The sequence below is a fragment of the Georgenia soli genome (genome assembly GCF_002563695.1).
Taxonomy (GTDB): domain Bacteria; phylum Actinomycetota; class Actinomycetes; order Actinomycetales; family Actinomycetaceae; genus Georgenia; species Georgenia soli.
The window spans coordinates 3,297,953-3,321,183 of the sequence record NZ_PDJI01000004.1 but is presented as its reverse complement, the minus strand read 5'-3'; the positions used below and the strand labels follow the sequence as shown (position 1 = coordinate 3,321,183).

19 protein-coding genes and 1 pseudogene are annotated in these 23,231 nt (G+C 73.2%); 6 read left to right on the top strand and 14 right to left on the bottom strand.

Annotation, left to right across the window (positions count from 1 at the left end; genetic code table 11):
• Positions 1-162: 162 nt before the first annotated feature.
• Together ATJ97_RS16305 and ATJ97_RS16300 are read right to left on the bottom strand one after the other, a co-directional pair.
• Positions 163-1,434: a DUF6986 family protein gene (locus ATJ97_RS16305; RefSeq protein WP_143427051.1), complete on the bottom strand. Its 1,272-nt coding sequence runs from the start codon at positions 1,432-1,434 to the stop codon at positions 163-165.
• Positions 1,431-2,906 (bottom strand): NAD-dependent malic enzyme, encoded by a 1,476-nt coding sequence (locus tag ATJ97_RS16300; RefSeq protein ID WP_211287270.1) that lies wholly within the window; start codon positions 2,904-2,906, stop codon positions 1,431-1,433. The genes ATJ97_RS16305 and ATJ97_RS16300 overlap by 4 nt, the downstream gene beginning before the upstream one ends.
• A gap of 126 nt (positions 2,907-3,032) precedes the next feature.
• Between ATJ97_RS16300 and ATJ97_RS16295 the strand changes: the two genes are divergently transcribed.
• Entirely contained in the window at positions 3,033-3,785 is a 753-nt protein-coding gene (locus ATJ97_RS16295) for an IclR family transcriptional regulator (RefSeq protein WP_281254972.1), read from the top strand.
• Positions 3,786-4,189: 404 nt separating this feature from the next.
• Here the strand turns inward: ATJ97_RS16295 and ATJ97_RS16290 are convergent.
• The 4 genes and pseudogenes from ATJ97_RS16290 to uraD all read right to left on the bottom strand — a co-directional run.
• Positions 4,190-5,584: pseudogene (locus ATJ97_RS16290) on the bottom strand (nucleobase:cation symporter-2 family protein); the annotation flags it as partial.
• 42 nt (positions 5,585-5,626) lie between these two features.
• Positions 5,627-6,586 (bottom strand): factor-independent urate hydroxylase, encoded by a 960-nt coding sequence (pucL, locus tag ATJ97_RS16285; RefSeq protein ID WP_098484629.1) that lies wholly within the window; start codon positions 6,584-6,586, stop codon positions 5,627-5,629.
• 277 nt (positions 6,587-6,863) lie between these two features.
• Positions 6,864-7,202 (bottom strand): hydroxyisourate hydrolase, encoded by a 339-nt coding sequence (uraH, locus tag ATJ97_RS16280; protein ID WP_098484628.1) that lies wholly within the window; start codon positions 7,200-7,202, stop codon positions 6,864-6,866.
• Positions 7,199-7,753 carry a 2-oxo-4-hydroxy-4-carboxy-5-ureidoimidazoline decarboxylase gene (gene uraD, locus ATJ97_RS16275; RefSeq protein ID WP_245862656.1) on the bottom strand — a complete coding sequence of 185 codons (555 nt, stop codon included), beginning with the start codon at positions 7,751-7,753 and terminating at the stop codon, positions 7,199-7,201. The genes uraH and uraD overlap by 4 nt, the downstream gene beginning before the upstream one ends.
• 218 nt (positions 7,754-7,971) lie before the next feature.
• Between uraD and ATJ97_RS16270 the strand changes: the two genes are divergently transcribed.
• Positions 7,972-8,514, top strand: a complete 543-nt coding sequence (locus ATJ97_RS16270; RefSeq protein ID WP_098484627.1) for a DoxX family protein — start codon at positions 7,972-7,974, stop codon at positions 8,512-8,514.
• A 161-nt stretch (positions 8,515-8,675) separates the two neighbouring features.
• On the opposite strand, the gene ATJ97_RS16265 is transcribed toward ATJ97_RS16270, so the two are convergent.
• The 5 genes from ATJ97_RS16265 to ATJ97_RS16245 form a co-directional block, all read right to left on the bottom strand.
• On the bottom strand, positions 8,676-10,142 hold the full coding sequence (locus ATJ97_RS16265; protein WP_098484626.1) for an NAD-dependent malic enzyme: 1,467 nt from the start codon (positions 10,140-10,142) through the stop codon (positions 8,676-8,678).
• A 450-nt stretch (positions 10,143-10,592) separates the two neighbouring features.
• A complete protein-coding gene (gene gatB / locus ATJ97_RS16260) occupies positions 10,593-12,098 on the bottom strand; it encodes an Asp-tRNA(Asn)/Glu-tRNA(Gln) amidotransferase subunit GatB (protein WP_098484625.1) in 1,506 nt (501 codons plus the stop codon).
• Positions 12,095-13,603 (bottom strand): Asp-tRNA(Asn)/Glu-tRNA(Gln) amidotransferase subunit GatA, encoded by a 1,509-nt coding sequence (gatA, locus tag ATJ97_RS16255; RefSeq protein ID WP_098484624.1) that lies wholly within the window; start codon positions 13,601-13,603, stop codon positions 12,095-12,097. The genes gatB and gatA overlap by 4 nt, the downstream gene beginning before the upstream one ends.
• The gene (gene gatC / locus ATJ97_RS16250; RefSeq protein ID WP_098484623.1) at positions 13,600-13,899 is read right to left on the bottom strand and encodes an Asp-tRNA(Asn)/Glu-tRNA(Gln) amidotransferase subunit GatC; all 300 of its coding nucleotides are present in this window, start codon (positions 13,897-13,899) and stop codon (positions 13,600-13,602) included. The genes gatA and gatC overlap by 4 nt, the downstream gene beginning before the upstream one ends.
• A gap of 51 nt (positions 13,900-13,950) precedes the next feature.
• Complete coding sequence (locus tag ATJ97_RS16245; RefSeq protein ID WP_098484622.1) at positions 13,951-14,370, bottom strand: pilus assembly protein CpaE; 420 nt, start codon at positions 14,368-14,370, stop codon at positions 13,951-13,953.
• A gap of 116 nt (positions 14,371-14,486) precedes the next feature.
• Between ATJ97_RS16245 and ATJ97_RS16240 the strand changes: the two genes are divergently transcribed.
• A complete protein-coding gene (locus ATJ97_RS16240) occupies positions 14,487-15,776 on the top strand; it encodes a phospholipase D-like domain-containing protein (RefSeq protein WP_098485553.1) in 1,290 nt (429 codons plus the stop codon).
• Between the two features lie 36 nt (positions 15,777-15,812).
• Here ATJ97_RS16240 and ATJ97_RS16235 read toward each other — a convergent pair whose 3' ends face one another.
• Genes ATJ97_RS16235 through ATJ97_RS16225 form a run of 3 tightly spaced genes read right to left on the bottom strand, consistent with a single transcriptional unit; the run spans position 15,813 to position 19,214 of the window.
• A complete protein-coding gene (locus tag ATJ97_RS16235; RefSeq protein ID WP_211287269.1) occupies positions 15,813-16,328 on the bottom strand; it encodes a GNAT family N-acetyltransferase in 516 nt (171 codons plus the stop codon).
• Positions 16,325-18,703 carry an NAD-dependent DNA ligase LigA gene (ligA, locus tag ATJ97_RS16230; RefSeq protein ID WP_098485551.1) on the bottom strand — a complete coding sequence of 793 codons (2,379 nt, stop codon included), beginning with the start codon at positions 18,701-18,703 and terminating at the stop codon, positions 16,325-16,327. Before ligA ends, ATJ97_RS16235 begins: the two co-directional genes overlap by 4 nt.
• A 49-nt stretch (positions 18,704-18,752) precedes the next feature.
• Positions 18,753-19,214 carry a MarR family winged helix-turn-helix transcriptional regulator gene (locus ATJ97_RS16225; RefSeq protein WP_098484621.1) on the bottom strand — a complete coding sequence of 154 codons (462 nt, stop codon included), beginning with the start codon at positions 19,212-19,214 and terminating at the stop codon, positions 18,753-18,755.
• 83 nt (positions 19,215-19,297) lie between these two features.
• Here ATJ97_RS16225 and ATJ97_RS16220 point away from each other — a divergent pair, with 83 nt between their 5' ends.
• From ATJ97_RS16220 to ATJ97_RS16210, 3 genes are all read left to right on the top strand, one after another.
• Complete coding sequence (locus tag ATJ97_RS16220) at positions 19,298-21,154, top strand: ABC transporter ATP-binding protein (RefSeq protein ID WP_098484620.1); 1,857 nt, start codon at positions 19,298-19,300, stop codon at positions 21,152-21,154.
• A gap of 97 nt (positions 21,155-21,251) precedes the next feature.
• Complete coding sequence (locus ATJ97_RS16215; RefSeq protein ID WP_245862653.1) at positions 21,252-22,505, top strand: sensor histidine kinase; 1,254 nt, start codon at positions 21,252-21,254, stop codon at positions 22,503-22,505.
• Entirely contained in the window at positions 22,502-23,194 is a 693-nt protein-coding gene (locus ATJ97_RS16210; RefSeq protein ID WP_098484619.1) for a response regulator, read from the top strand. Before ATJ97_RS16215 ends, ATJ97_RS16210 begins: the two co-directional genes overlap by 4 nt.
• Positions 23,195-23,231: the final 37 nt, after the last annotated feature.

Here is a 23,231-nt window from a genome sequence, read left to right as displayed (position 1 = left end):
CAGCAGCCCGCCCCCGGGTCCGCGCTCACGGCGTCGGACCGACGACGCTACCGGCCTCGAGAGCACCCCGCGTCGCCCAGGCAGAGACAGAACCGCTACAAGAACGGTGCGGTATCCGCACCGTTCTTGTAGCGATGACCGCGGCCGGCGCGCCGCGGAGCGTCAGGCCGGGGTGCCGGCCTCCGCGTCGGCGCGCGGCCTCAGCAGCGCACCGAGCGCGCTCGGGTCGACACCGGCCGCGGCCAGCTCCTCGCCCAGGACCGCGCCGCAGTCCAGGCCGCGCTGGAGGAACCACGCCAGCGCGCGGGCGGTGGCCGGCTCGTCCATGACGGCCCCCTCCTCCCGGGCGAGGTAGGCGCGCAGCCGCGCCGCGGCCGCGGCCGTCCCCTCCCGGTAGAAGGTGTAGGTCGCGGCGAACCGGCTGGGCAGCTGGGCCGGGTGCAGGTCCCAACCCTGGTAGTACCCGCGCTCGAGCGAACGGCGGACCAGTCTGGCGTGCAGCGCCCAGGCCGAGCGCACGTCCTCCGGCTCGCCGACCGGCAGCACGTTGGTGGACCCGTCGGAGAGGCGGACACCCGTGCCCGCGGCCGCGAGCTGCATGACGGCCTTGGCGTGGTCGGCCGCCGGGTGCTCCATCGACTGCTGGGCGGCGGAGATGCCGAGGGACGCCGAGTAGTCGTAGGTGCCGTAGTGCAGCCCGGTGACCCGCCCCTCCCCCGCGTGCACCATCCGCGCCACCAGCGCGGTGCCGTCCGGGCCGAGGATCGACTGGGGCGTCTCCACCTGCACCTCGAACCCGAGGCGGCCGGCCGGCAGCCCGTGCGCCTGCTCGATCCGGTCGCAGACGGCGACCATCGCCTCGACCTGCTCGACGGCGGTGACCTTCGGCAGGGTGAGCAGGAGCCCGTCCGGGAGGTCGCCGCCCTCGAGCAGCGTGGTGAGGAACAGGTCGAGCGTGCGCAGGCCCCGGCGCCTGGTCGGCCGTTCGAAGCTCTTGAACCGGATGCCCACGAACGGCGTCGCGACCCCCTGCTCGAGCTCGGTCCGCAGGGTGCGCCCGGCGGCGACCGCCACGTCGTCCTCGGCGTCGCCGTGGTCGCCGTAGCCGTCCTCGAGGTCGATGCGCAGGTCCTCGACCGGCTCGCACTCGAGCTTGCTCGCCACCTGTGCGGCGACGGCGTCGCGCAGGTCCGCGGGCACCCGTGCCGCCTCGAGGAGGGCCTCGGTCCCGCCGGCCCGCTCTAGGGCGGCCCGAGCCTGCTCCCCCCAGTCCCGCGCCAGCCCGACGCCGTACCGGTCCGCCGGGACGTAGACGGTGTGGACGGGCTGGCGGCTGACGTCGTCACCGGGGTAGTCCCGGTCGAGCCGGGCGTCGACCGGGGCGAGGAGGTCCTCGACGGCGCGCAGGGCACCCTCGTCCAGGGTGGTGCTCATCGGGCGGCCCCGACGGGCTCGGCGGGCCGCGTGCCGGTCCCCTGCTCCGCGCTCCCGACGTCGCCGGCCGCCTCGGCCTGCTCGGCGAGGTCGCGCTGGGCCTCGGTACGCACGGCGTCGGCCACGGCCTCGGCCACGCGGACGTCGAAGACGCCGGGGATGATGAAGGCCGGGTTGAGCTCCTCCTCGGAGACCACCTCGGCGATCGCCACGGCCGCCACCCGGAGCAGCTCCGGCGAGATCTTGGTGGCGCCCGCGTCGAGCAGGCCGCGGAAGAGCCCGGGGAAGGCGAGGACGTTGTTGATCTGGTTCGGGTAGTCGCTGCGTCCCGTGGCCACGACGGCGGCCGTCTCCCCCGCCTCGATCGGGTCGACCTCGGGGGTCGGGTTCGCCAGGGCGAACACGATCGCCCCGTCGTTCATGGTCGCCACGTCGGCGCCGGTGAGGATGTTGCCCGCGGAGACGCCGATGAAGACGTCCGCGCCGGCCAGGCCCTCCTTGAGGGTGCCGACGAAGCCCTCCGGGTTCGCGTTGTCGATGATCCAGTTCCGGTGGCCGTCACCGTTGCGCACGCCGGGGTGCAGGGCGCCGCGACGGTCGAAGCCGATGACGTTCCGCGCACCCTGGGCCATGAGCAGCTTGATGATCGCGGTGCCCGCGGCGCCGACGCCGGAGACGACGATGCGCACGTCCTCCATCTTCTTGCCCACGACCTTGAGCGCGTTGATCAGCGCCGCCAGCACCACGATGGCGGTGCCGTGCTGGTCGTCGTGGAAGACGGGGATGTCCAGCTCCTCGCGCAGGCGGGCCTCGATCTCGAAGCAGCGGGGGGCGGAGATGTCCTCCAGGTTCACCCCGCCGTACACCGGGGCCATGGCCTTGACGATCGAGATGATCTCCTCGGTGTCCTTGGTGTCCAGACACACCGGCCAGGCGTCCACGTTCGCGAACTCCTTGAACAGGGCGGCCTTGCCCTCCATCACCGGCAGGGCGGCGGCGGGGCCGATGTCCCCGAGCCCGAGCACCGCGGTGCCGTCCGTGACGACGGCGACGGTGTTGCGCTTGATCGTCAGGCGGCGCGCGTCCTCGGGCTTCTCGGCGATGGCGGTGCAGACCCGGGCGACACCGGGGGTGTAGGCGCGGGAGAGGTCGCGCCGCGTCTTCAGCGGCACCTTGAGGCTGACCTCGATCTTGCCGCCGAGGTGCATGAGGAACGTCGAGTCCGACATCTTCTGCACCCGCACGCCCTGGATGGCGTTCAGTGCGTCGCGCACCTGCTCGCCGTGCTCGCCGTCGACGGTGTCGCAGGTGACGTCGACGACGATCTTCGTGCTCGTGGACTGGACGATGTCGACGCCCATGACCGCGGCTCCGGCCTCGGCCACCGCCGACACCACCGTGCTCGTGGCGCGGTGCGACGCCGGCACCTCCACCCGCAGGGTGATCGTGTAGCTAGGACTTGGCAGACCCATGTGACCGATTTCCTCTCAACAACAGTGGGCAACGATTTCGACATGTGAAACACTACTTCCGCGCGGTCGAGACGCGGCCGTGACGCACCGGGCGCCCCGCGCCGGTGCACGACAGGAGGCAGAACCGTGACCGAGGGCAACGGGGTCCAGTCGGTTGACCGGGCGATCGACCTGCTGGAGATCATGACCGACCTGGGCGGCGCCGCCGGGCTGAGCGAGCTGGCCACCAGCTCCGGCCTGCCGCTGCCCACCATCCACCGTCTCATGCGGACCCTGGTGGGCCGGGGCTACGCCCGCCAGCTGCCGTCGCGCCGCTACACGCTGGGCCCGAGGCTGATTCGCCTGGGCGAGAGCGCCGGCCGCCAGCTGGGTGCGGGCGCCCGCCCCCACCTCGAGCGGGTGGCCCGGGAGCTGGGCGAGACGGCGAACATGGCGATGATCGACCGCGACATGGCGGTCTACGTGGCCCAGGCGGCCTCGCCGCACTCGATGCGCATGTTCACCGAGGTGGGCCGCCGCGTCTACTGCCACAGCACCGGCGTGGGCAAGATGGTGCTGGCCCAGCTGCCGGACGCCACCGTGCGCGAGATCGTCGCCCGCACCGGCATGCCGCCGGCCACGGAGGCGACCATCACGAACGTCGAGGACCTTCTCACCGAGCTCGACAAGATCCGCGCGCAGGGCTACGCCGTCGACGACGGCGAGCAGGAGATCGGCGTGCGGTGCTTCGCCGTCGCGGTGCCCGACGCCCCGACGCCGTCCGCGGTCTCCGTCTCCGGCCCGGCCGCCCGCGTCACGTACGAGTTCGGCGAGCGGGCCCTGCCGGTGCTGCACGAGCTGGCCGACCAGGTGGCCGGCCAGCTCATCAGCGTGCGCTGACGGCAGCGACGCGGCGCCGCGGGCGATCATCCGAGCTCGGCCGCCCGGGCGTGGGCCGGTCCCACGGCGGCCGGACCAGCGGTGGCCGCACCGGCGGTGGCCACGCCAGCGGTGGCGGGACCGGCATCGGCCGCTCCGCCGTCGGCCGGGCCGGTGCCGAGGTGACGCGCGCGGGACGGCTCCGCCCCTCCCGCGGCGCCGGCGGGTGAGCCCGCCGCACGCTGCCGGTTCCGGATCTGGAGGATGTCCGGGATGCCGTCGCAGTCGAGGTCGATCGCGGAGAGCGACCCCGAACGCCGGCCGTGCCCGCTGCGCGCCCGGGCCCGGAGCTCGGCGTCACGGCGCGCCCGCCAGGACCCGGAGCGCTGCGCGTCGAGCAGCCCGTAGTACTCCACGCGGCGTGCCTCCTGCTCCTCCGCGACCACCAGCCGGGCCGAGGAGCCGGCCGTGAACACGGACGGGTCCTTCGCGCGGCCCCAGCGGACCTCGTTGAAGAGGATGTTGAGCAGCACCGCCACCACGGACGCCGCCGAGATGCCGGAGTGGAAGACCATCCCGACCCACTGCGGGAAGGCGTCGTAGAAGGTCGGCACGGCGATCGGGATGACGCCGAAGGAGATGGCGACCGCCACGAGGGTGAGGTTGAGGTTGTTGTCGTACTTCACCTTCGACAGGGTGCGGATCCCGGAGGCGGCGACGGACCCGAACAGCACGATCCCCGCCCCGCCCAGCACGGGCATCGGGATCGCGGCCACGACGCGCCCGAGCACGGGCAGCAGCCCGAGCACGAAGAGCACGGACCCGCCGGCCGCCACGGCCCAGCGGCTCTTGATGCCGGTGATGGCCACCAGGCCCACGTTCTGCGCGAAGGCGCTCGCCGGGAAGCTGTTCAGCAACGGCGCCAGGGTGGTGGCGATCATGTCGGCGCGCAGGCCGTCGCCCACGCGGCGGGCGTCCACCTTCGACCCCACGACCTCGCCGACGGCGATGACGTCCGCCGTCGTCTCGGTCATGATCACGAGGATCACGATGATCATCGAGATGATCGCGCCGGCCTCGAAGACCGGCATGCCGAAGGCGAACGGCGTCGGCAGGGCCACCGTCGGCCCCTGCGCGATGGCGGAGAAGTCCGCCATCCCGACCACGCCGGCCGCGAGGGTGCCGATGACGAGGCCGAGCAGGATGGACAGGCGCGAGATCGTGCCCTGGAGGAACCGGCTGAGCAGGAGGACGACCACGAGGGTGAAGATCGCCAGGCCGATGTTCGCCGTCGATCCCCAGTCGGGGGCGTCCTGGTTCGAGCCCATCACCCAGCGCACCGCCACCGGCAGCAGCGAGATGCCGATCACGGTGATGATCGTCCCGGTGACGACGGGCGGGAAGAACCGGATCACCTGGGCGAAGAAGGGCGAGATCGCCAGCCCCACCAGACCGGCCACGATGATCGCGCCGAAGACGGCGGGCAGTCCGCCGTCGCCGGTCGCCACCGCCACCATCGTGGAGACGGAGGCGAAGGAGATCCCCTGGACGAGCGGCAGCTGGGACCCGAAGAACGGGATGCCGACGGTCTGGAGGATCGTGGCGGCACCGCTGACCAGGAGCGCGGCCGAGACCAGGAGCCCGATCTGCGCGCCGTCCAGGCCCGCGGCCTGCCCGACGATGATCGGCGGGGCGATGACGCCGCCGTACATCGTCATGATGTGCTGGAGGCCGTAGAGGAAGGTCCTCCCGACGGAGTACCGCTCGTCCTCCGGGCGGGCCACCGTGGGCGGCTCGACGGTTGCTGTCGTGTCAGTCATGTCCGTGCTCCCTGGACTCGGGTCAGGTGGGGCCGGGCCTCGTCAGCAGAAGCCCGTCACGGTCGCCCAGGCGCGGGGCTCGGGGGCGACGTCGGAACGCTTCACCTCGCCCTCGATGAGGCCGTAGGGCCGGTCGGCCGCGTAGAAGACCTCGTTCGGGTTCTCCAGACCGAAGGGCTCGAAGTCCACGACGAAGTGGTGCAGGTTCGGCATCGAGAACTTGATCTCGCCGATCTCCGGGTGCGCCTCGAGGACCTTGGCGCCCATCTGGTACAGCGTCTGCTGCAGGGCGAGGGAGTGGACGTCGGCGAAGGTCTCCAGGAGGATCCGGCGCACGTCGTCGTAGGCCGCGTTGAAGTCGATGTCGGTGCGCAGGTACCGCCACCGGGCGGTCACCGAGGTCGCGAGGATGCGGTCGTTCGTCTCGACCAGGGTGGTGTAGCGGTCGCGCGGGAACCCGTGGAACTCCGAGCCGGTCGACTTCAGGACCTTCAGGTCCTCGAGCCCGGCGACGACGAAGACCTCGTCGCCGTCCCGCTGGACGACGGCGGTGCGGGTCTCGGTCCCGCCCTTGACGAAGGCGTGGTTGTGCTCGCCGTCGGCGGCGTTGTTGGTCAGGGACGTCGGGATGTGCTCCCAGGTGTACTCCTTCACGCCCCAGCGCCCGCCGGTGACCCAGTCGAAGGAGGAGGTGAAGTGCTCCGCGAGCCGCATCGCGAACTCCTCCGGGGAGGAGATGCCCTCGCCGGCGAGGGCGAAGACCGTGTTCTTCTGGGTGTCCGTCGCCACCACGGGCGAGTTGTCGCCCTCGGTGTGGGCGACCGTGAAGTCACCCCGCAGCTGAGAGGTGACCGAGAGCTCGGTGACGCGGTGACGCGGCTTGTCGCGGTCGACGCGGACGAGGCGGACCTCGGCCTTGCCGTACTGGTTGTCCCCCAGCACGATCGAGCCGGCCGCCTCGACGCCGTCGCCGGTCGCGGGGTTGGTGAGGGTGTCGCTCATGTCTAGCTCCTTCGATAGGTGTTTCTGCGACGTCGTGGTCCGGTGCGGGCGCCGGGCCCGCCGGTGAGCGGGCCCGCCGGTGAGCGGGCCCGCCGGTGAGCGGGCCCGCCGGTGAGCGGGCCCGCCGGTGAGGTCCCCGGGCCCCCCGGAGAGTGGGCCCGCCGGTGCGGTCCGGGTCCGCCGTCGCCCCCGGCACCGGCGTGGTGCGCGCTCGACGCGGGGGCGTCCCGCTCCTCCCGGCCTCGGGACGGGCGGTAGGCGTGGGCAGGAGGGGGCCTCAGCTCCCGCGGTAGGTGGAGTACGCGAACGGGCTGAGGAGGATCGGCACGTGGTAGTGGCCCTGCCCGTCCTCCACGGCGAAGTCGATGGTGACCTGCGGGTAGAAGGTGCGCTGCTCGCGGGCGGCGAAGTACTCCCCGGTCGCGAAGACGATGCGGTAGGTCCCGGCGTCGAGGCGCTCCGGCCCGAGGTCGCGGATGCGGCCGTCCTCGTCGGTGACGCCGGAGGCCACCTCGGTGAGGGCGTCCGCGTCGTGCCGCGAGAGCCGGACGCCGATGCCGGCTGCGGGGACGCCTGCGACGGCGTCGAGGACGTGGGTGGTGACGTGCGAGGTCACGAGAGCTCTCCTTCGAGTCTGAGGACCGCGATCTCGCGGAGCTGCTCCGCAGCGATCCGGCGTTCCGTCGCGGGGTCGTTGTCCAGGCGCTCGTCGAGCGCCGCGAGGATCTCCTCCGGGCCCCGGCCTGCGGCCCTGATGAGGAAGACGTGCCCGAAGCGCTGCTCGTACGCACGGTTGCCCTCCGCCAGCCGGCGCACGACGTCGCCGTCCGCCCCGGCCACGCCGGCCTGCTCGCGGCGTGAGTGCTCGGCGTCCCGGTCCCCGCCGGCGGCACGCTCGCCGATCCGCGGGTGGCGGGCGAGGGCGGCGTCGATCTCCTCGTCGGTCCACGGGTCGGCCACCTTGCGGGCGGCGTCGAGAACGTCCTCGAGGGAGGCGTATGGTCGCCCGCGCACCACCTCGTCGGCCCAGCGCGGAACGGCCGCGCACGCCAGCAGCAGCGCCCGCGCCTCGTCCGCGTCCGCCGCGTTCAGGCGGTCCAGCCCGGTGGCCTGCATGACACCCTCCGTCATCCCCATCGATTCCGCGATATGGAAGTTACCTTCCATGTAGAGAGAGTCAACTCCAGCGTCTGTCGTCTGTCAAGGCGATCGCGGGCCCAGATGACGGAAGCCGCCGAGGGCGTTGGCCAGCCGTTCGCGCGCACCTTCCTGCGCGAACGGGACGTAAGCCCCAGGAACCGGACATTTGGGTGCCCCATGCTCTTGTCAAGGGCAAACAACCCGGCTCGACCCCCCCAACAGCACGACGCTCGAAGGAGAGCACGATGGCTACCACGACCCCGCGCCGCACCGAACGCGACGTCACCCTGCAGGAAGACATCATCACCTCGTCGGCGGCGCGCAAGACCCTCGCGGTCGGCCGCATCATCATCGGCTGGGTCTTCCTCTGGGCCTTCATCGACAAGCTGTTCGGCCTGGGGTACATGACCCCGGCCGAGCGTGCCTGGATCAACGGCGGCACCCCCGCCCAGGGCTTCATCAAGGGCATCGAGGGCCCGTTCTCCGGTCTCTTCCAGGTCTTCGTCAACCCCTTCGGCGACGCCCTCTTCATGGCCGGTCTGCTCGGCATCGGTGTCGCGATGATGACCGGCGCGGGCCTGAAGATCGCCGCGGTCACCGGCTCCCTGCTCATGCTCTTCATGTACATGGCAGAGCTGCCCCTGGCCCTCGGCGGCACCAACCCCATCACCGACTCCCACTGGGTCGAGGCGATGCTGCTGATCATCTCGGCGGTCACCCTCTCGGGCGACACCTGGGGCCTGGGCAAGTGGTGGGCCGGCAAGGTCGGCAACAGCTGGCTGCGCTGAACCATCTCGACGAGCCCACCGCCAGAGGCGGGCACGACCCGTCACCGTCACCACGAAGGGCCCCGGCCGGACGGCCGGGGCCCTTCGCCGTGCTCCGGGCGGCCCGCCCGGGCGGCAGGCGCCGTCACGCCTGCCCGGGCGGCCCGCCCCGGGCGGCGGGCTCAGCCCGCCTGGACGGCCTTCGCGTCCGTGCCGGGGCCGGCCGCGATCGGGCTCCCGTCGCCCTCGGCACGCTGCTGGTCGAGGTGGCGCTGCGCCTCCGTGCGCACGGCCTCTGCCACCGCCTCGGCCACGCGGACGTCGAACACGCCGGGGATGATGAAGCCCGGGTTCAGCTCGTCGTCGGAGACCACACCGGCGATCGCGACCGCCGCCACGCGCAGCAGCTCCGGGGAGATGTGCGTGGCGCCGACGTCCAGGAGCCCGCGGAAGAGACCGGGGAAGGCGAGGACGTTGTTGATCTGGTTCGGGTAGTCGCTGCGTCCCGTGGCCACGACGGCGGCCGTCTCCCCCGCCTCGATCGGGTCGACCTCAGGCGTCGGGTTCGCCAGGGCGAAGACGATCGCGCCGTCGTTCATCGTCGCGACGTCGGCGCCGGTGAGGATGTTCCCCGCGGAGACGCCGATGAAGACGTCCGCCCCCACCAGCCCCTCCTTCAGGGTCCCGCTGAAACCGTCCTCGTTGGTGTTGTCGGCGATCAACCTGCGGTGCTCGTCGCCGTCGGCGGCCGCCCGGTGCAGCGCTCCCCCGCGGCCGAAGGCGACGATGTGCCGAGCACCCTGCGCCTTGAGCAGCTTGATGATGGCCGATCCCGCCGCTCCCACGCCGGAGACGACGACGCGCACGTCCTCCATCGACTTCCCGGTCACCTTCAGCGCGTTGATCAGCGCCGCCAGCACCACGATGGCGGTGCCGTGCTGGTCGTCGTGGAAGACCGGGATGTCCAGCTCCTCGCGCAGCCGGGCCTCGATCTCGAAGCACCGCGGCGCCGAGATGTCCTCGAGGTTGATGCCCCCGTACACCGGGGCCATGGCCTTGACGATGGAGATGATCTCCTCGGTGTCCTTGGTGTCCAGGCACACGGGCCACGCGTCCACGTGGCCGAACTCCTTGAACAGCGCCGCCTTGCCCTCCATCACCGGCAGGGCGGCGGCGGGGCCGATGTCCCCGAGCCCGAGCACCGCGGTGCCGTCCGTGACGACGGCGACGGTGTTGCGCTTGATCGTCAGGCGGCGCGCGTCCTCGGGCTTCTCGGCGATGGCGGTGCAGACCCGGGCGACACCGGGGGTGTAGGCGCGGGAGAGGTCGCGCCGCGTCTTCAGCGGCACCTTGAGGCTGACCTCGATCTTGCCGCCGAGGTGCATGAGGAACGTCGAGTCGGACATCTTCAGCACGTGCACGCCGTCGAGAGCGTTCAGGGCGTCGCGCACGCGCTCGCCGTGCTCGCCGTCGACCGTGTCGCAGGTGACGTCGACCGTGAGCTTCGTCGTGGAGGAGTGGACGATGTCCACGCCCATCACCGCGGCGCCGGCCTCGGCCACCGCCGCCACCACCGTGCTCGTCGCCCGCTGCGACGCCGGCACCTCCACCCGCAGGGTGATCGTGTAGCTGGGACTGGGCATTGCCATGGGAGTGCCTTCCGGGCGGGTCGGGACGTGCGCTGAATCGCGCTGAATCGTAACCCGCGCCACACCCGGTCGAGCGGCGGCGCGGGTCACCGCGAGGCGGCCCCGTCGGCACCGGGCCCACGCCCGACGACGACGGCGGACCCCGAAGGAAGGACCCGCCGCCGTCACTCGCCCCGGCCGCGAGACGTCACGTTCTCACCGCAACCCCGCGCTCTCAGCGAGTGGTCATGTTCTCGCCGAGAGGTCACGTCCTCACCGAGGTGCCACGTTCTCGCCGAGAGGTCACGTCCTCGCCGAGAGGTCACGTCCTCACGGAGGCGGCGCGTTCTCGCCGAGAGGTCACGTCCTCACCCAGGTGCCGCGTGGTCACCGCGATCCCGCCTCACGGAGGAGATGACTTCTCAGGGAGAACTTGACCTCTCACCGTGTGGGGGCGTGGGGGAGGGATGGTCAGCCGATACGCGCCATGAGGATCTCGCGGACGCGGGCGGCGTCCGCCTGGCCGCGCGTCGCCTTCATCACCGCGCCGACGATCGCGCCGGCCGCCTGCACCTTGCCGCCGCGGATCTTCTCGACGACGTCGGGGTTGGCGGCGAGCGCCTCGTCCACGGCGGCCTCGAGAGCGCCGTCGTCCGAGACGACCTCCAGGCCCCGGGCGACGACGACCTCCTCCGGCGACCCCTCGCCGGCGAGCACGCCCGCGAGCACCTGCTTCGCCAGCTTGTCGTTGATCCGGCCGGCGTCGACGAGCGCCGCGAGCTCGGCCACCTGGGCCGGGGTGACGGACAGCTCCTCCAGGCTCACGCCGTCCGCCTTGGCGGTGCGGGAGAGCTCCCCCATCCACCACTTGCGCGCGGCGGCGGGCGAGGCGCCCGCGGCGACGGTGGCCTCGACGAGCTCACCGGCGCCGGCGTTGACGAGGTCGCGCATCTCCGCGTCGGAGAAGCCCCACTCGCCCTGCAGCCGGCGACGGCGGACGGCCGGGAGCTCAGGCAGGCTCGCCCGGATCTCCTCGACCCACTCGCGCGCCGGTGCGATCGGCACCAGGTCGGGCTCGGGGAAGTAGCGGTAGTCCTCGGCGTCGGACTTCACGCGGCCCGGTGACGTCGTGCCGGTGTCCTCGTGCCAGTGCCGGGTCTCCTGCACCACGGCGCCGCCGGCGTCGAGGATCCCCGCCTGGCGGGAGATCTCGTGGCGCACGGCGCGCTCGATCGACCGGAACGAGTTGACGTTCTTGGTCTCCGTCCGGGTCCCCAGCGGGTCGGTCGGGTTCGCGCGCAGGGAGACGTTGACGTCGGCGCGGACGTTGCCCCGCTCCATCCGGGCCTCCGACACGCCGAGGGTGCGGAAGATGTCGCGCAGGGCGTTGACGTAGGCGCGGGCCACCTCGGGGGCGCGCTCGCCGGCGCCCTCGATCGGCCGGGTGACGATCTCCACCAGGGGGATGCCGGCGCGGTTGTAGTCGACGAGCGAGTGCGTCGCCCCGTGGATGCGGCCGGTGGCGCCGCCGACGTGGGTGTTCTTGCCGGCGTCCTCCTCCATGTGGGCGCGCTCGATCTGCACCCGGAAGATCTCGCCGTCCGAGAGCTCGACGTCGAGGTAGCCGTCGTGCGCGATCGGCTCGTCGTACTGGGAGGTCTGGAAGTTCTTCGGCACGTCCGGGTAGAAGTAGTTCTTCCGGGCGAAGCGGCAGGACTCCGCGATCTCGCAGTTCAGCGCCAGGCCGATGCGCACGGCGTACTCGACGGCCTTGCCGTTCACGACCGGCAGCGCGCCCGGCAGCCCGAGGGAGACGGGCGTCACCGCGGTGTTCGGCGCGGAGCCGAAGGTCTGCGGCGCACCGTCGAACATCTTCGACGCGGTGCCCAGCTCCACGTGCACCTCGATGCCCAGCACCGGGTCGTACTTGCGCACCGCCTCGTCGTAGTCGACCAGGGTCTCGGTCTGCGTGCTCATCGGGAGCTCACCTCCAGCTCGGGGGCCCGGTCGAGGAGGGGCCCGCCCCACTCGGCGGTCAGCAGGCGCTCGAGCACGCCGCCGACCCGGTACATGCGCGCGTCCTCGCGGGCCGGCGCGAGGATCTGGAACCCGACCGGCAGGCCGTCGTCGCTCAGGCCCGAGGGCAGCGACAGGCCGGGCACGCCGGCGAGGTTGGCGGGGATGGTGGCGATGTCGTTGAGGTACATGGCCAGCGGGTCGTCGAGCTTCTCCCCGAACCGGAACGCCGTGGTGGGGGACGTCGGGGAGACGAGCACGTCGGCGTCGGCGAAGGCCGCCGCGAAGTCGCGCTGGATGAGCGTGCGCACCTTCTGCGCCGAGCCGTAGTAGGCGTCGTAGTACCCGGCCGAGAGGGCGTGGGTGCCGAGGATGATGCGGCGCTTGACCTCGTCGCCGAAGCCGGCGCCACGGGTCGCGGCCATCACCGTCTCGGCGGTCACCGGCCCGCTCTCCGGCTCCACGCGCAGCCCGAAGCGCATGCCGTCGAACTTCGCCAGGTTCGAGGACGCCTCCGCGGGCATGATCAGGTAGTAGGCCGCCAGGGCGTAGTCGAAGCTCGGGCAGGAGACCTCGACGATCTCGGCGCCGGCGGAGCGGAGCAGCTCCACCGCGTGCTCGAAGCTGGCCCGGACGCCCGGCTGGTAGCCCTCCCCACCCAGCTCGGAGACGATGCCGACGCGCACGCCGGCGAGGTCGCGCGAGCGCGCCGCCTCGGCCAGCCCGCCGACCGGGTCGGTGAGCGAGGTGGAGTCGAGGGGGTCGTGACCGCCGATGACCTCGTGCAGCAGCGCCGAGTCGAGCACCGTGCGGGAGACGGGACCGGCCTGGTCGAGCGAGGACGCCATGGCGATGAGGCCGTAGCGGGAGACGCCGCCGTAGGTGGGCTTGGCGCCGACGGTGCCGGTGACGGCGGCGGGCTGGCGGATGGACCCGCCCGTGTCCGTGCCGATGGCGAGCGGGGCCTCGAAGGCGGCGACGGCGGCCGCCGACCCGCCCCCGGAGCCGCCGGGGATCCGCTCGAGGTCCCACGGGTTGCGGGTGGGCCCGAACGCGGAGTGCTCCGTGCTGGACCCCATGGCGAACTCGTCCATGTTGGTCTTGCCGAGGATCGGCAGGCCCGCCTCGCGCAGCTTGCGCACCAGGGTCGCGTCGTAGGGCGGCACCCAGCCCTCGAGGATCTTCGACGCGGCGGTGGTGACCTGGCCCTTGGTGACGACGACGTCCTTGACGGCGATCGGCACGCCGGCCAGCTCGGGCAGATCCTCCCCCGCGGACCGGCGGGCGTCCACCTCGGCGGCCGCGGCGAGCGCCTCCTCGGTGTTGGTGTGCAGGAAGGCACCGACGGCGCCCTCGACGGCGGCCATGCGGTCCAGGTGCGCCTGCGTCACCTCGACGCTGGAGACCTCCCGGGAGCGGAGGAGCTCGGCGAGCTCGGCGGCGGTGCGGCGGGTGAGGTCGCTCATGCGTCCTCCCCGAGGATCTGCGGCACGGCGAACATGCCGTCGCTCGCCTCCGGCGCGGCGGCCATGACGGCGTCGACGTCGAGGGTCTCGACCACCTCGTCCTCGCGCCAGACGTTGGTCAGCGGGATCGGGTGGGAGGTGGCGGGCACGTCGGGGGTGGCGACCTCGTTGACCCGGGCGACGGCGCCGGCGATGACGTCGAGCTCGCCGGCGAGCCGGTCGATCTCCTCGTCGGTCAGCGCGATCCGTGCCAGGGCCGCGACGCGCGCGACCTCGTCGGAAGAGATGGTGGACATGGCGGCGATTCTACGTGGCCCGGCGGGCGCGGGGTGAAGCCGGCCCGGAGGTCAGCCCGACGACCTGGCGATGAGGTCCAGGAGCGCCGCGCCGTACGCGTCGGCGGGCTCCACGGCGGCGTGCTCGACGTCCTCGGTGCCCGTGCCGGCGGGGAACCGCGCGTGGACGCGGTAGGCGCCGTCGTCGCGCTCGAGCCGGCGGAAGGTGGTGCCGAGCAGCTCGCGGAGCTGGTCCTCGCGCGGGCGCCAGACGGTCTGCTCGAGAGTCACGGAGTCGAGCGCCCACTCGGTGGTGCCGTTGAAACCCAGGATCGTCCCGGTGGGGTACGTCCTCGCCTCGACGGTCATCTCCGAGATCGTGAAGACGTCGTCGGCCAGGTCGGGCTGGTCGATCGAGAAGCGGTCGCCGGCCGCCGGCCGCCACCGCAGCCCCGCCTCCTGCAGGGCCCGGGCGAGCTCGAGGGAGATCATCGGCCCAGTATCACCTCGCCCGCGCCCGCGCGCCGCCGGACGGCACCGGGCCGCAGCCGCGGCACCTCAGCGCTTTCACGATGATCCGGACGGCGCGGTGCCCTAGGTTTGTGGTCATGTCGCTCCGTCAGCGCGCCGTCGGCGCCATCCTCAGACTCCCGCACGTCGGGGCCCGGGACGTGTGGCGCGCGGCGCGGTGGTACGTGACCGGGGTGGTCACGCTGCAGGCGGCCGCCGTGGCGACCGTGCTGACGGTGGACCGCGTCCGCAAGCTGCGTCAGCCGCCGTCGGGCGAGTTCCCCCGCACGGAGCCGGCGCGGGTGCCCGTCGCGGACTCCTTCGTCACCACCTTCACCTACGGCGCCGACCTCTACGAGGACATGCTGGCCCGCATCGACTCCGCCGAGCGCACCGTCTACTTCGAGACCTTCATCTGGAAGTCCGACGCGACCGGGCGCCGGTTCAAGGACGCCCTCCTCGCGGCCGCCCGGCGCGGGGTCGAGGTCTTCATCGTGTTCGACAGCTGGGGCAACACGGTGGTCTCCCCCCGGTTCAAGCAGTTCCCCGACCTGCCGAACCTGCACGTGCTGAGGTTCCCGTTCTTCCGGCCGGGCCTGCTGACGTTCAACCTGCGCAAGACGGGGCGCGACCACCGCAAGATCCTGGTCGTCGACGGGGTGACCGGCTACGTGGGCGGGTACAACATCGGCGACCTGTACGCCACGTCGTGGCGGGACACCCACCTGCGGGTGGACGGGCCCTCGGCGTGGGAGCTGGAGAACGCCTTCGTCGACTTCTGGAACGACCACCGCCACAAGCGCCACCCCGAGATCCCGGACCGCGGGGCGCGGTCGTGGGACGCGCGGATCCGTGCCGCGCAGAACGCGCCCGCCCGCCTGATCTTCCCCGTCCGCGGCATCTACCTCGAGGCGATCGACCGCGCCGAGCACCACGTCTACATCACGCAGGGCTACTTCATCCCGGACCGGGAGATCCTCAACGCCCTCATCTCGGCCGCCCGCCGCGGTGTCGACGTGCGCGTCCTCATCCCCGAGTACTCCAACCACATCCTGGCGGACTGGGCCGCCCGCACCTACTACACGCGCCTGCTCGAGGCGGGGGTCAGCATCTGGCTCTTCCAGGACGCGATGGTGCACGCGAAGACGATGACCGTGGACGGCCGCTGGACGACCGTGGGCACCACGAACATCGACCGGCTCTCCATGACCGGGAACTTCGAGATCAACCTCGAGCTCTACGACGACGACCTCGCCGCGCAGATGGAGAAGATCTTCGCCACGGACCTCGGCAACTGCCGCGAGCTGACGCTCGAGGAGTGGGAGCAGCGCGGGCTGACGCGCCGCGTCGTCGAGCGCCTCCTCCGGCCGCTCGGGCCCCTCCTCTGACCACGCGCGCCGCCGCGGGAGGCGCCGCGGGGGCCCTCAGAGCCTGAGCTCGTAGAACCACATCTGCGGGTGCGGGTCCCAGCCGCCGACGTAGTCGCGCGACGGCACCCGCCGGTAGCCGAGCCGCTCGTAGAGGCGGTGCGGCGCGCCGGGTCCCTCGGCGCTGACCACCGAGAGCACGAGGGCGGGGAACGCGTGCTCCCCGGCCCACTCCGCCGCCGCCCTCAGCAGCGCCTCCCCCGCGCCGCGACGCTGCGCGCCCGGGTCGACGGTGAACATGCGGATCTCGAGCTCGTCGCCGACCGCGATGTCGGCCCAGTCGGTGCCGGCGGCGGCCAGGGTCAGCGAGCCGAGGACCTCCCGGCCCGCGCGGGCCACGAGGACGACGGCGTCGGCCGCCCGGGCGGCGACGTCGCGCAGCGCCGTGGCGTAGTCCTCGGAGAGGTCGAGGACGGCCCGGTAGGCGGCGACACCGATCTCGCCGACCCGGTCGAAGTCCTCCGGGCGGGCGAGGTCGACGGTGATGCGCGTGGTCGGGAGCACCCGCGTCACGCCTCCGTCCTCACCAGGTCCACCACGGCCTCCGGGCCGCCGGCCAGCAGGGCCTCGAATCCTGCCTCGTCGAGGATCGGCCGGCCGAGCTCGCGAGCCTTGGCCTCCTTGGTGCCGGCGTTCTCGCCGACCACCACGAAGTCCGTCTTCTTCGACACCGAGCCGGACGCCTTGCCGCCGCGGGCGATGATCGCCTCCTTGGCGGAGTCCCGGCTGAACCCCTCGAGCGATCCGGTGACGACGACGGTCAGCCCCTCGAGCGTGCGCGGGACGGACTCGTCGCGCTCGTCGGCCGTCCGTACCCCGGCGGCCGCCCAGCGGTCCAGGATCTCCTGGTGCCAGTCGACGGCGAACCACTCGCCGAGCGCCTGCGCGATGACGGGACCCACGCCGTCCACGGACGCCAGGGCCTCCGGGGTGGCGGACCGGATCGCGTCCAGCGAACCGAGCTCGGTGGCCAGGGCCCGCGCCGCCGTCGGGCCGACGTGGCGGATCGAGAGGGCGACGAGGACTCGCCACAGCGGCTGGGACCTCGCCTTCTCCAGCTCGGCGATCATGCGCTCGGTGTTGGCGGCGGGCCGGGACGGCTTCTCGAGCGTGCCGTCCTTCCGGTACGTCGCCGCGTTCCAGAAGAACAGCCGCTGCTCCCACCGGCCGGTGGCGACGCCGTCCTCCTTGATCTCGCGCCAGACCCTCACGTCGGCGAGGTCGTCGACCGTGAGGTCGAACAGACCGGCCTCGGTGGTCAGGACCGGTCGCTGACGCGGCGGCAGCTCCGCCTCGGCGGCCGCGAGCGCCGCCTCGTCCGGGACGGGGCCGTGGCCGGCCTCGACGGCGCGGGCCGCCACCACCCGTTCGCGTCCCGCCTCGGGGTCCGTCAGCGCCAGGGCGGCCTCGCCGCCGAGGGCCTCGATGTCCAGCGCACCACGGGAGGCGATGTGCGCGACGCGCTCGGTGAGCTGGGCCGGGCAGGACCGGGCGTTGGGGCAGCGCAGGTCGACGTCGCCCTCCTTCGCCGGGGCCAGCGGGGTGCCGCAGGAGGGGCAGTGCGTGGGCATGACGAACTCGCGCTCCGTGCCGTCGCGCAGGTCCACCACCGGCGCCACGATCTCCGGGATGACGTCCCCGGCCTTGCGCAGCACCACCGTGTCCCCGATCAGCACGCCCTTGCGGCGCACCTCGTTGGCGTTGTGCAGCGTCGCCTGCGCGACCGTCGACCCGGCGACGAGCACGGGCTCCATGACGCCGTACGGGGTGACCCGGCCGGTGCGGCCCACCTGGACGCGGATGTCGAGAAGCTTGGTGTTGACCTCCTCCGGCGGGTACTTGTACGCCGCGGCCCAGCGCGGCGCGCGGGAGGTGGAGCCCATCTGGCGCTGGAGCGCGAAGTCGTCGACCTTGATGACGATGCCGTCGATCTCGTGCTCGACGGTGTGCCGGTGCTCGCCGTAGTAGGCGATCATCTCCTCGGCCGCCTCGCGGGACTCGACCACGCGGGTGTGGGAGGAGACCGGAACGCCCCACGCCCTCAGCTGCTCGTACAGGTGGGACTGGGAGGACCACCGTCCGGGCGGCCCGTCGGCGCCCCACTCCACCGCCCCGACGCCGTGGGCGATCATGTCCAGCGCCCGCGAGGCGGTGACCTTCGGGTCCTTCTGGCGCAGGGAGCCGGCCGCGGAGTTGCGCGGGTTGGCGAACGGGGCCTTCCCGGCCGCGACGAGCGAGGCGTTGAGCTCCTCGAAGGCGGCGACGGGGAAGAAGACCTCGCCGCGGATCTCGATGCTTTCCGGGTGGTGGTCACCGGCGAGCTGCTGGGGCACCGAGTCGATGGTGCGGACGTTGAGCGTGACGTCCTCCCCGGTGCGCCCGTCCCCGCGCGTGGCGGCGCGCACGAGGCGGCCCCGCTCGTACAGGAGGTTGACCGCGAGCCCGTCGATCTTCAGCTCGCACGTCATCGCCACGTCCGTGCGCCCGGCGGCGGCGTGCACCCGCGCGGCCCACTCGCGCAGCTCCTCCAGGGAGAAGACGTCGTCGAGGCTCTGCATCGGCTGGCGGTGCTGGACGGTGGCGAAGTCCGTCGAGTAGGTCCCGCCCACCCGCTGCGTCGGCGACTCGGGCACCCGCAGGTCGGGGTGCGCCTCCTCCAGCGCCTCGAGGTCGCGCATCATCGCGTCGTACTCCGCGTCCGAGATCGTCGGCGCGTCCCGCACGTAGTAGGCGAACTGGGCCGCGTCGAGCGCCTCGGCGAGCTCCGCCCACCGCTGCCGCACGTCGGCCTCGGCCGCGGCGGGCACGTCGGCGGGTGCCCCCTCCGGCGGCAGGCCGAGGTCGTCGTCGGGGTCGGGAGAGACAGAGGTCGCGGTCACGAGGGACATGATGGCAAACCCCGCCGACACCGGCCCCGCGACGAGGCGGCGCCGGGACCTACTCGTCGAGGACCTTGCGCAGGAGTTCCGCCAGCGTGTCCCGCTCCTCCGGGGTCAGCGCGCCGAGGAAGGAGGCGGACTGCTCGGCGCGGTGCCGCTCGACCGCCGCCCGCACCCGCTCCCCCTCCGCCGTCGGCCGCACGACGACGGCACGCCGGTCCAGGGCGGACGGCGAGCGCTCGACCAGCCCGCGGGCCTCCAGGACGTCGACCACCTCGGTGGCGGACCGCGGCGCGATGCGCAGCGCGGCGGCGACGTCGGAGAGCCGGGTCTCCCCGCCGCCCGCCCCGGCACACACGACACGCAGCGCCCGGACGTGGTGGGGCGAGAGCTCCCACGGCGCGAGCGCCTCCGCCGAGCGTCGTCTCAGGGTCCGCGCGGCGCGCATCAGCAGTTCCGCAGGGTCTGTCGCCCCGTGGCCGCCGTGCCCCGCGCCGGGCCCGCCCCTCGCCTCGCTCATGGCGGCACCCTACCGCGGTGGCCGGCTTACCTCATTGTGAGGTAACCTCAGCATGTTTCCGAGACTGAATCGAGGTGATGTCCATGAGCGACGTCATCGCCGGGCCGCCCCGAGGCGGCCGCCGCGGGGACTCCCCCGCCCGCAAGGACCCGAAGGACCTCGCCCAGCTCGAGTCCCACCCGGTCAGCCTGCGCCGCATCGGCGGGCTCTTCCGCCCGCACGCCGGCCGCCTGGCCGTCGTCGCCGGGCTCATCGTGGCCGCCTCCGCCGTCGGGCTCGCCATGCCCTTCCTCACCCGCCGCGTCATCGACGAGGCGATCCCCCGCCAGGACGTCCCGCTCCTGATGCTCCTCGTCGCCGGCATGCTCGCGGTCACCGTGGTCGGCTCGGTGCTCGGTGTCGTCCAGACCTGGCTGTCCACCACGGTGGGCCAGCGCGTGATGCACGGCCTGCGCACCGACGTCTTCGTGCACCTGCAGCGCCAGTCCCTCGACTTCTTCACCCGCACGCGCGGCGGCGAGGTCCAGTCACGCCTGACGCACGACATCGGCGCCATGCAGTCCGTGGTGACGACAGCGGCCACGTCGGTCGCGTCCAACGTCACCACGGCCGTCGGGACCGCCGTGGCCATGGCCGCCCTGAGTTGGCGCCTGTCGCTGCTCTCCCTCGTCGTGCTGCCGCCGGCGATCTGGCTCACCCGCCGCGTGGCGCTCATGCGGCGGGCCGTCACGGCGCGGCGCCAGCGCGCGCTCGCCGACCTGCACGGCCAGGTCGAGGAGTCGCTCTCGGTCAGCGGGGTGCTGCTGGGCAAGACCATGGGCACCGGGCCCGTGCTCTCCGACCGGTTCCGCGCCGGGTCGGAGGGCCTGCTGGACCTCGAGGTCCGCGCCGAGCTCGCGGGCCGCTGGCGCATGGCGACGATGAGCGTCATCTTCGCCGCGATCCCCGCGCTCATCTACCTCGCGGCCGGTCTCCCGGCCACCTCGGGCGGGATGACCATCGGCACCCTGGTCGCGTTCACCGCCCTGCAGGCCGGGCTGTTCCGCCCGCTCATGGGCGTGCTCGACGTGGGGGTGCAGGTGACCAGCTCGCTGGCGCTCTTCAGCCGGATCTTCGAGTATCTCGACCTCCCCGTCGACATCGCGGACCCGGCGCAGCCCGTCGAGCTCGACCCGGCCGAGGTCCGCGGCACGGTCCGGTTCGAGGGCGTCAGCCTCACCTACCCCGGCGCCGGGCGGCCCGCGCTCGACCAGGTCGACCTGACGGTCCCCGCCGGCACCCGCCTGGCGCTGGTGGGCGCCACCGGGGCCGGGAAGACGACCCTCGCCTCCCTGGTGGGGCGGCTGCGCGACCCGTCGGCCGGGCGGGTGAGCATCGACGGGGTCGACGTGCGCGACCTGCGGCTGAGCACCCTCGCCGAGATCGTCGGCCTCGTCCCGCAGGAGACCTACCTGCTGCACGCCAGCGTCCGCGAGAACCTGCGGTACGCACGCCCGGACGCCACCGACGCCGAGATCGAGGAGGCCGCCCGCGCGGCGCAGGTGCACGACCTCGTCACCTCCCTGCCGGACGGCTACGACACCCTCGTCGGGGCGCGCGGCCACCGCTTCTCCGGCGGTGAGAAGCAGCGGCTCGCCGTCGCCCGGACCCTGCTGCGCGACCCCCGGGTGCTCGTCCTGGACGAGGCGACCAGTGCGCTGGACACCCGCACCGAGCGCCAGGTGCAGGCCGCCCTGGACGTCGTCAGCCGCGGCCGTACCACCATCACCGTCGCCCACCGCCTCTCCACCGTGCGCGACGCCGACCTCATCGCGGTCCTCGACGGCGGACGCGTCGTCGAGCTCGGTGACCACGAGACCCTCGCGGCGGCGGGCGGCCGCTACGCGGCCCTGCTGGCGGCGTCGGAGGAGCGCCGGCCCGAACCGGCACTGGCCGCCTGAGGGCCGGGCGACCGCGACCGGGGTATGACCCGGGGGCTGCCGGGTCCGCCCCGCGGATGATCCGCCGTCGTCCGCCGAGCTCCTAGGCTCGGGGGCCATGGGAACGATCGCGGGCGTGCGTGAGCGGCTCCGCGACCCTCGCACCCGGCGCATGACCGTCGACTCGCTGCTGGCGCTGGCCGTCCTGTTCCTCCTCGGCCTGCCGTCCGCGGCGACGGCCATGAGCTACGGGACCCCGTCGGTGCCGGCGATCGGGGTCGCGGCGTCGATCCTCATGCCGGCGGCGCTGGCCTGGCAGCGCACCCGGCCGGCGGCGTCGGCGATCGTCGTCTACGCCGCGGCGCTGGTCCACCTGCTCGTCGGGTTCATGATCCTGCCCGTCGACATCCTGGTGCTCGTCTCGCTGTACTCGGTGACCGTCTACGGCCCGCGCTGGGCCCGCCGCGCGGGCCTGCTCGGCGCGCTGGCCGGCGCGCTGCTGCTCGGGGTCGCGTTCGGCGTCTACCTCCCGGGGTACTTCCTGTGGTCCGCCGTCGTCCTGTGGACGCTCGCGGTGGCCGGGATGGTCTTCGCGACCTGGGCGGTCGCCGTGAGCCGCCGCAGCCGGCTCGAGCGGCTCGAGGCACTCATGGAACGGGCCCGGCGCCTCGAGGTCGAGCGCGACCAGGAGGTGCGTCTCGCCACCGCCGCCGAGCGCACGCGCATCGCCCGCGAGATGCACGACGTCGTCGCCCACTCCCTCTCGGTCGTCATCGCCCAGGCCGACGGCGGACGCTACGCCGCCCGGACCGACCCCGAGGCGGCCGAGCGCGCCCTGCGCACGATCTCCGACATGGGACGAGGCGCCCTGGCGGACATGCGCCGGATCCTCGGGGTCCTGCGCACCGAGGACGCGACCGAGCGACTCCCCCAGCCCGACGACGCCGACCTGGACCGCCTCGTCGAGCAGGTGCGCGCGACCGGGCTGGCGGTCTCCGTGGTGCGCACCGGCGGCGGCGGCCCGCTGCCGCCCGGTGCCGGGCTGAGCGTGTACCGGATCGTCCAGGAGGCGCTGACCAACGTCCTCAAGCACGGCGGGCCGGAGGCCCGGGTGACCGTCGCCCTGCACCGCTCGCCCCAGCTCCTGCGCGTCCAGGTGGACGACGACGGCCGCGGCGCCGCCGCCACCTCCGACGGCCGCGGGCAGGGCCTGGTGGGCATGCGCGAGCGTGCCGCCCTGTTCGGCGGGACCCTCGACGCGGGCCCGCGTCCGGGCGGCGGATACCGTGTGCGTGCCGAGATCCCGCTGCCCGGCCCCGGCGGGCCGCGGCCGGCCCACGCCCCGTCCAGCACCTCCGGAGACCGCCCATGACCACGACCGAGACCGCCACCATCCGCGTCGCCCTGGTGGACGACCAGCAGCTGGTCCGGGCCGGGTTCGCCATGGTGATCGGCTCGCAGCCGGACATGGACGTGGTGGTCGAGGCCGGCGACGGCGCCCAGGCGCTGCGGCTGCTGGGCTCCCACCCGGTGGACGTGGTGCTGATGGACGTGCGCATGCCGGCCATGGACGGCCTCGCCGCCACCGCGGAGCTGACCGGCGCGCCCGGGCCGGCCGGCGTGGCGCCGAAGGTCATCATCCTCACCACCTTCGACCTGGACGAGTACGTGCTCCAGGCGATCAAGGCCGGCGCCAGCGGGTTCCTCCTCAAGGACGCCCCGCCCGAGGAGATGCTCGCCGCCATCCGCACCGTCCACCGCGGCGACGCCGTCATCGCGCCCTCGTCCACCCGCCGGCTCATCGAGCACCTCGCCGACGTGCTCCCCGACGAGCAGCGGACCCCGCCCGCGGTCCTGGAGTCGCTCACCGACCGCGAGCGCGAGGTGCTCGTGCTCATGGCGCGCGGGCGGTCCAACACCGAGATCGCCGGCGAGCTCTTCGTCGCGGAGGCGACGGTCAAGACGCACGTGGGCCGCGTGCTGGCCAAGCTCGGCGCCCGGGACCGGGTCCAGGCCGTCGTCGTCGCGTACGAGACGGGACTGGTCACCCCCGGGTCCTGAGGCGGACGACGGCGCCGGCGGGTCCGACCACGGCATG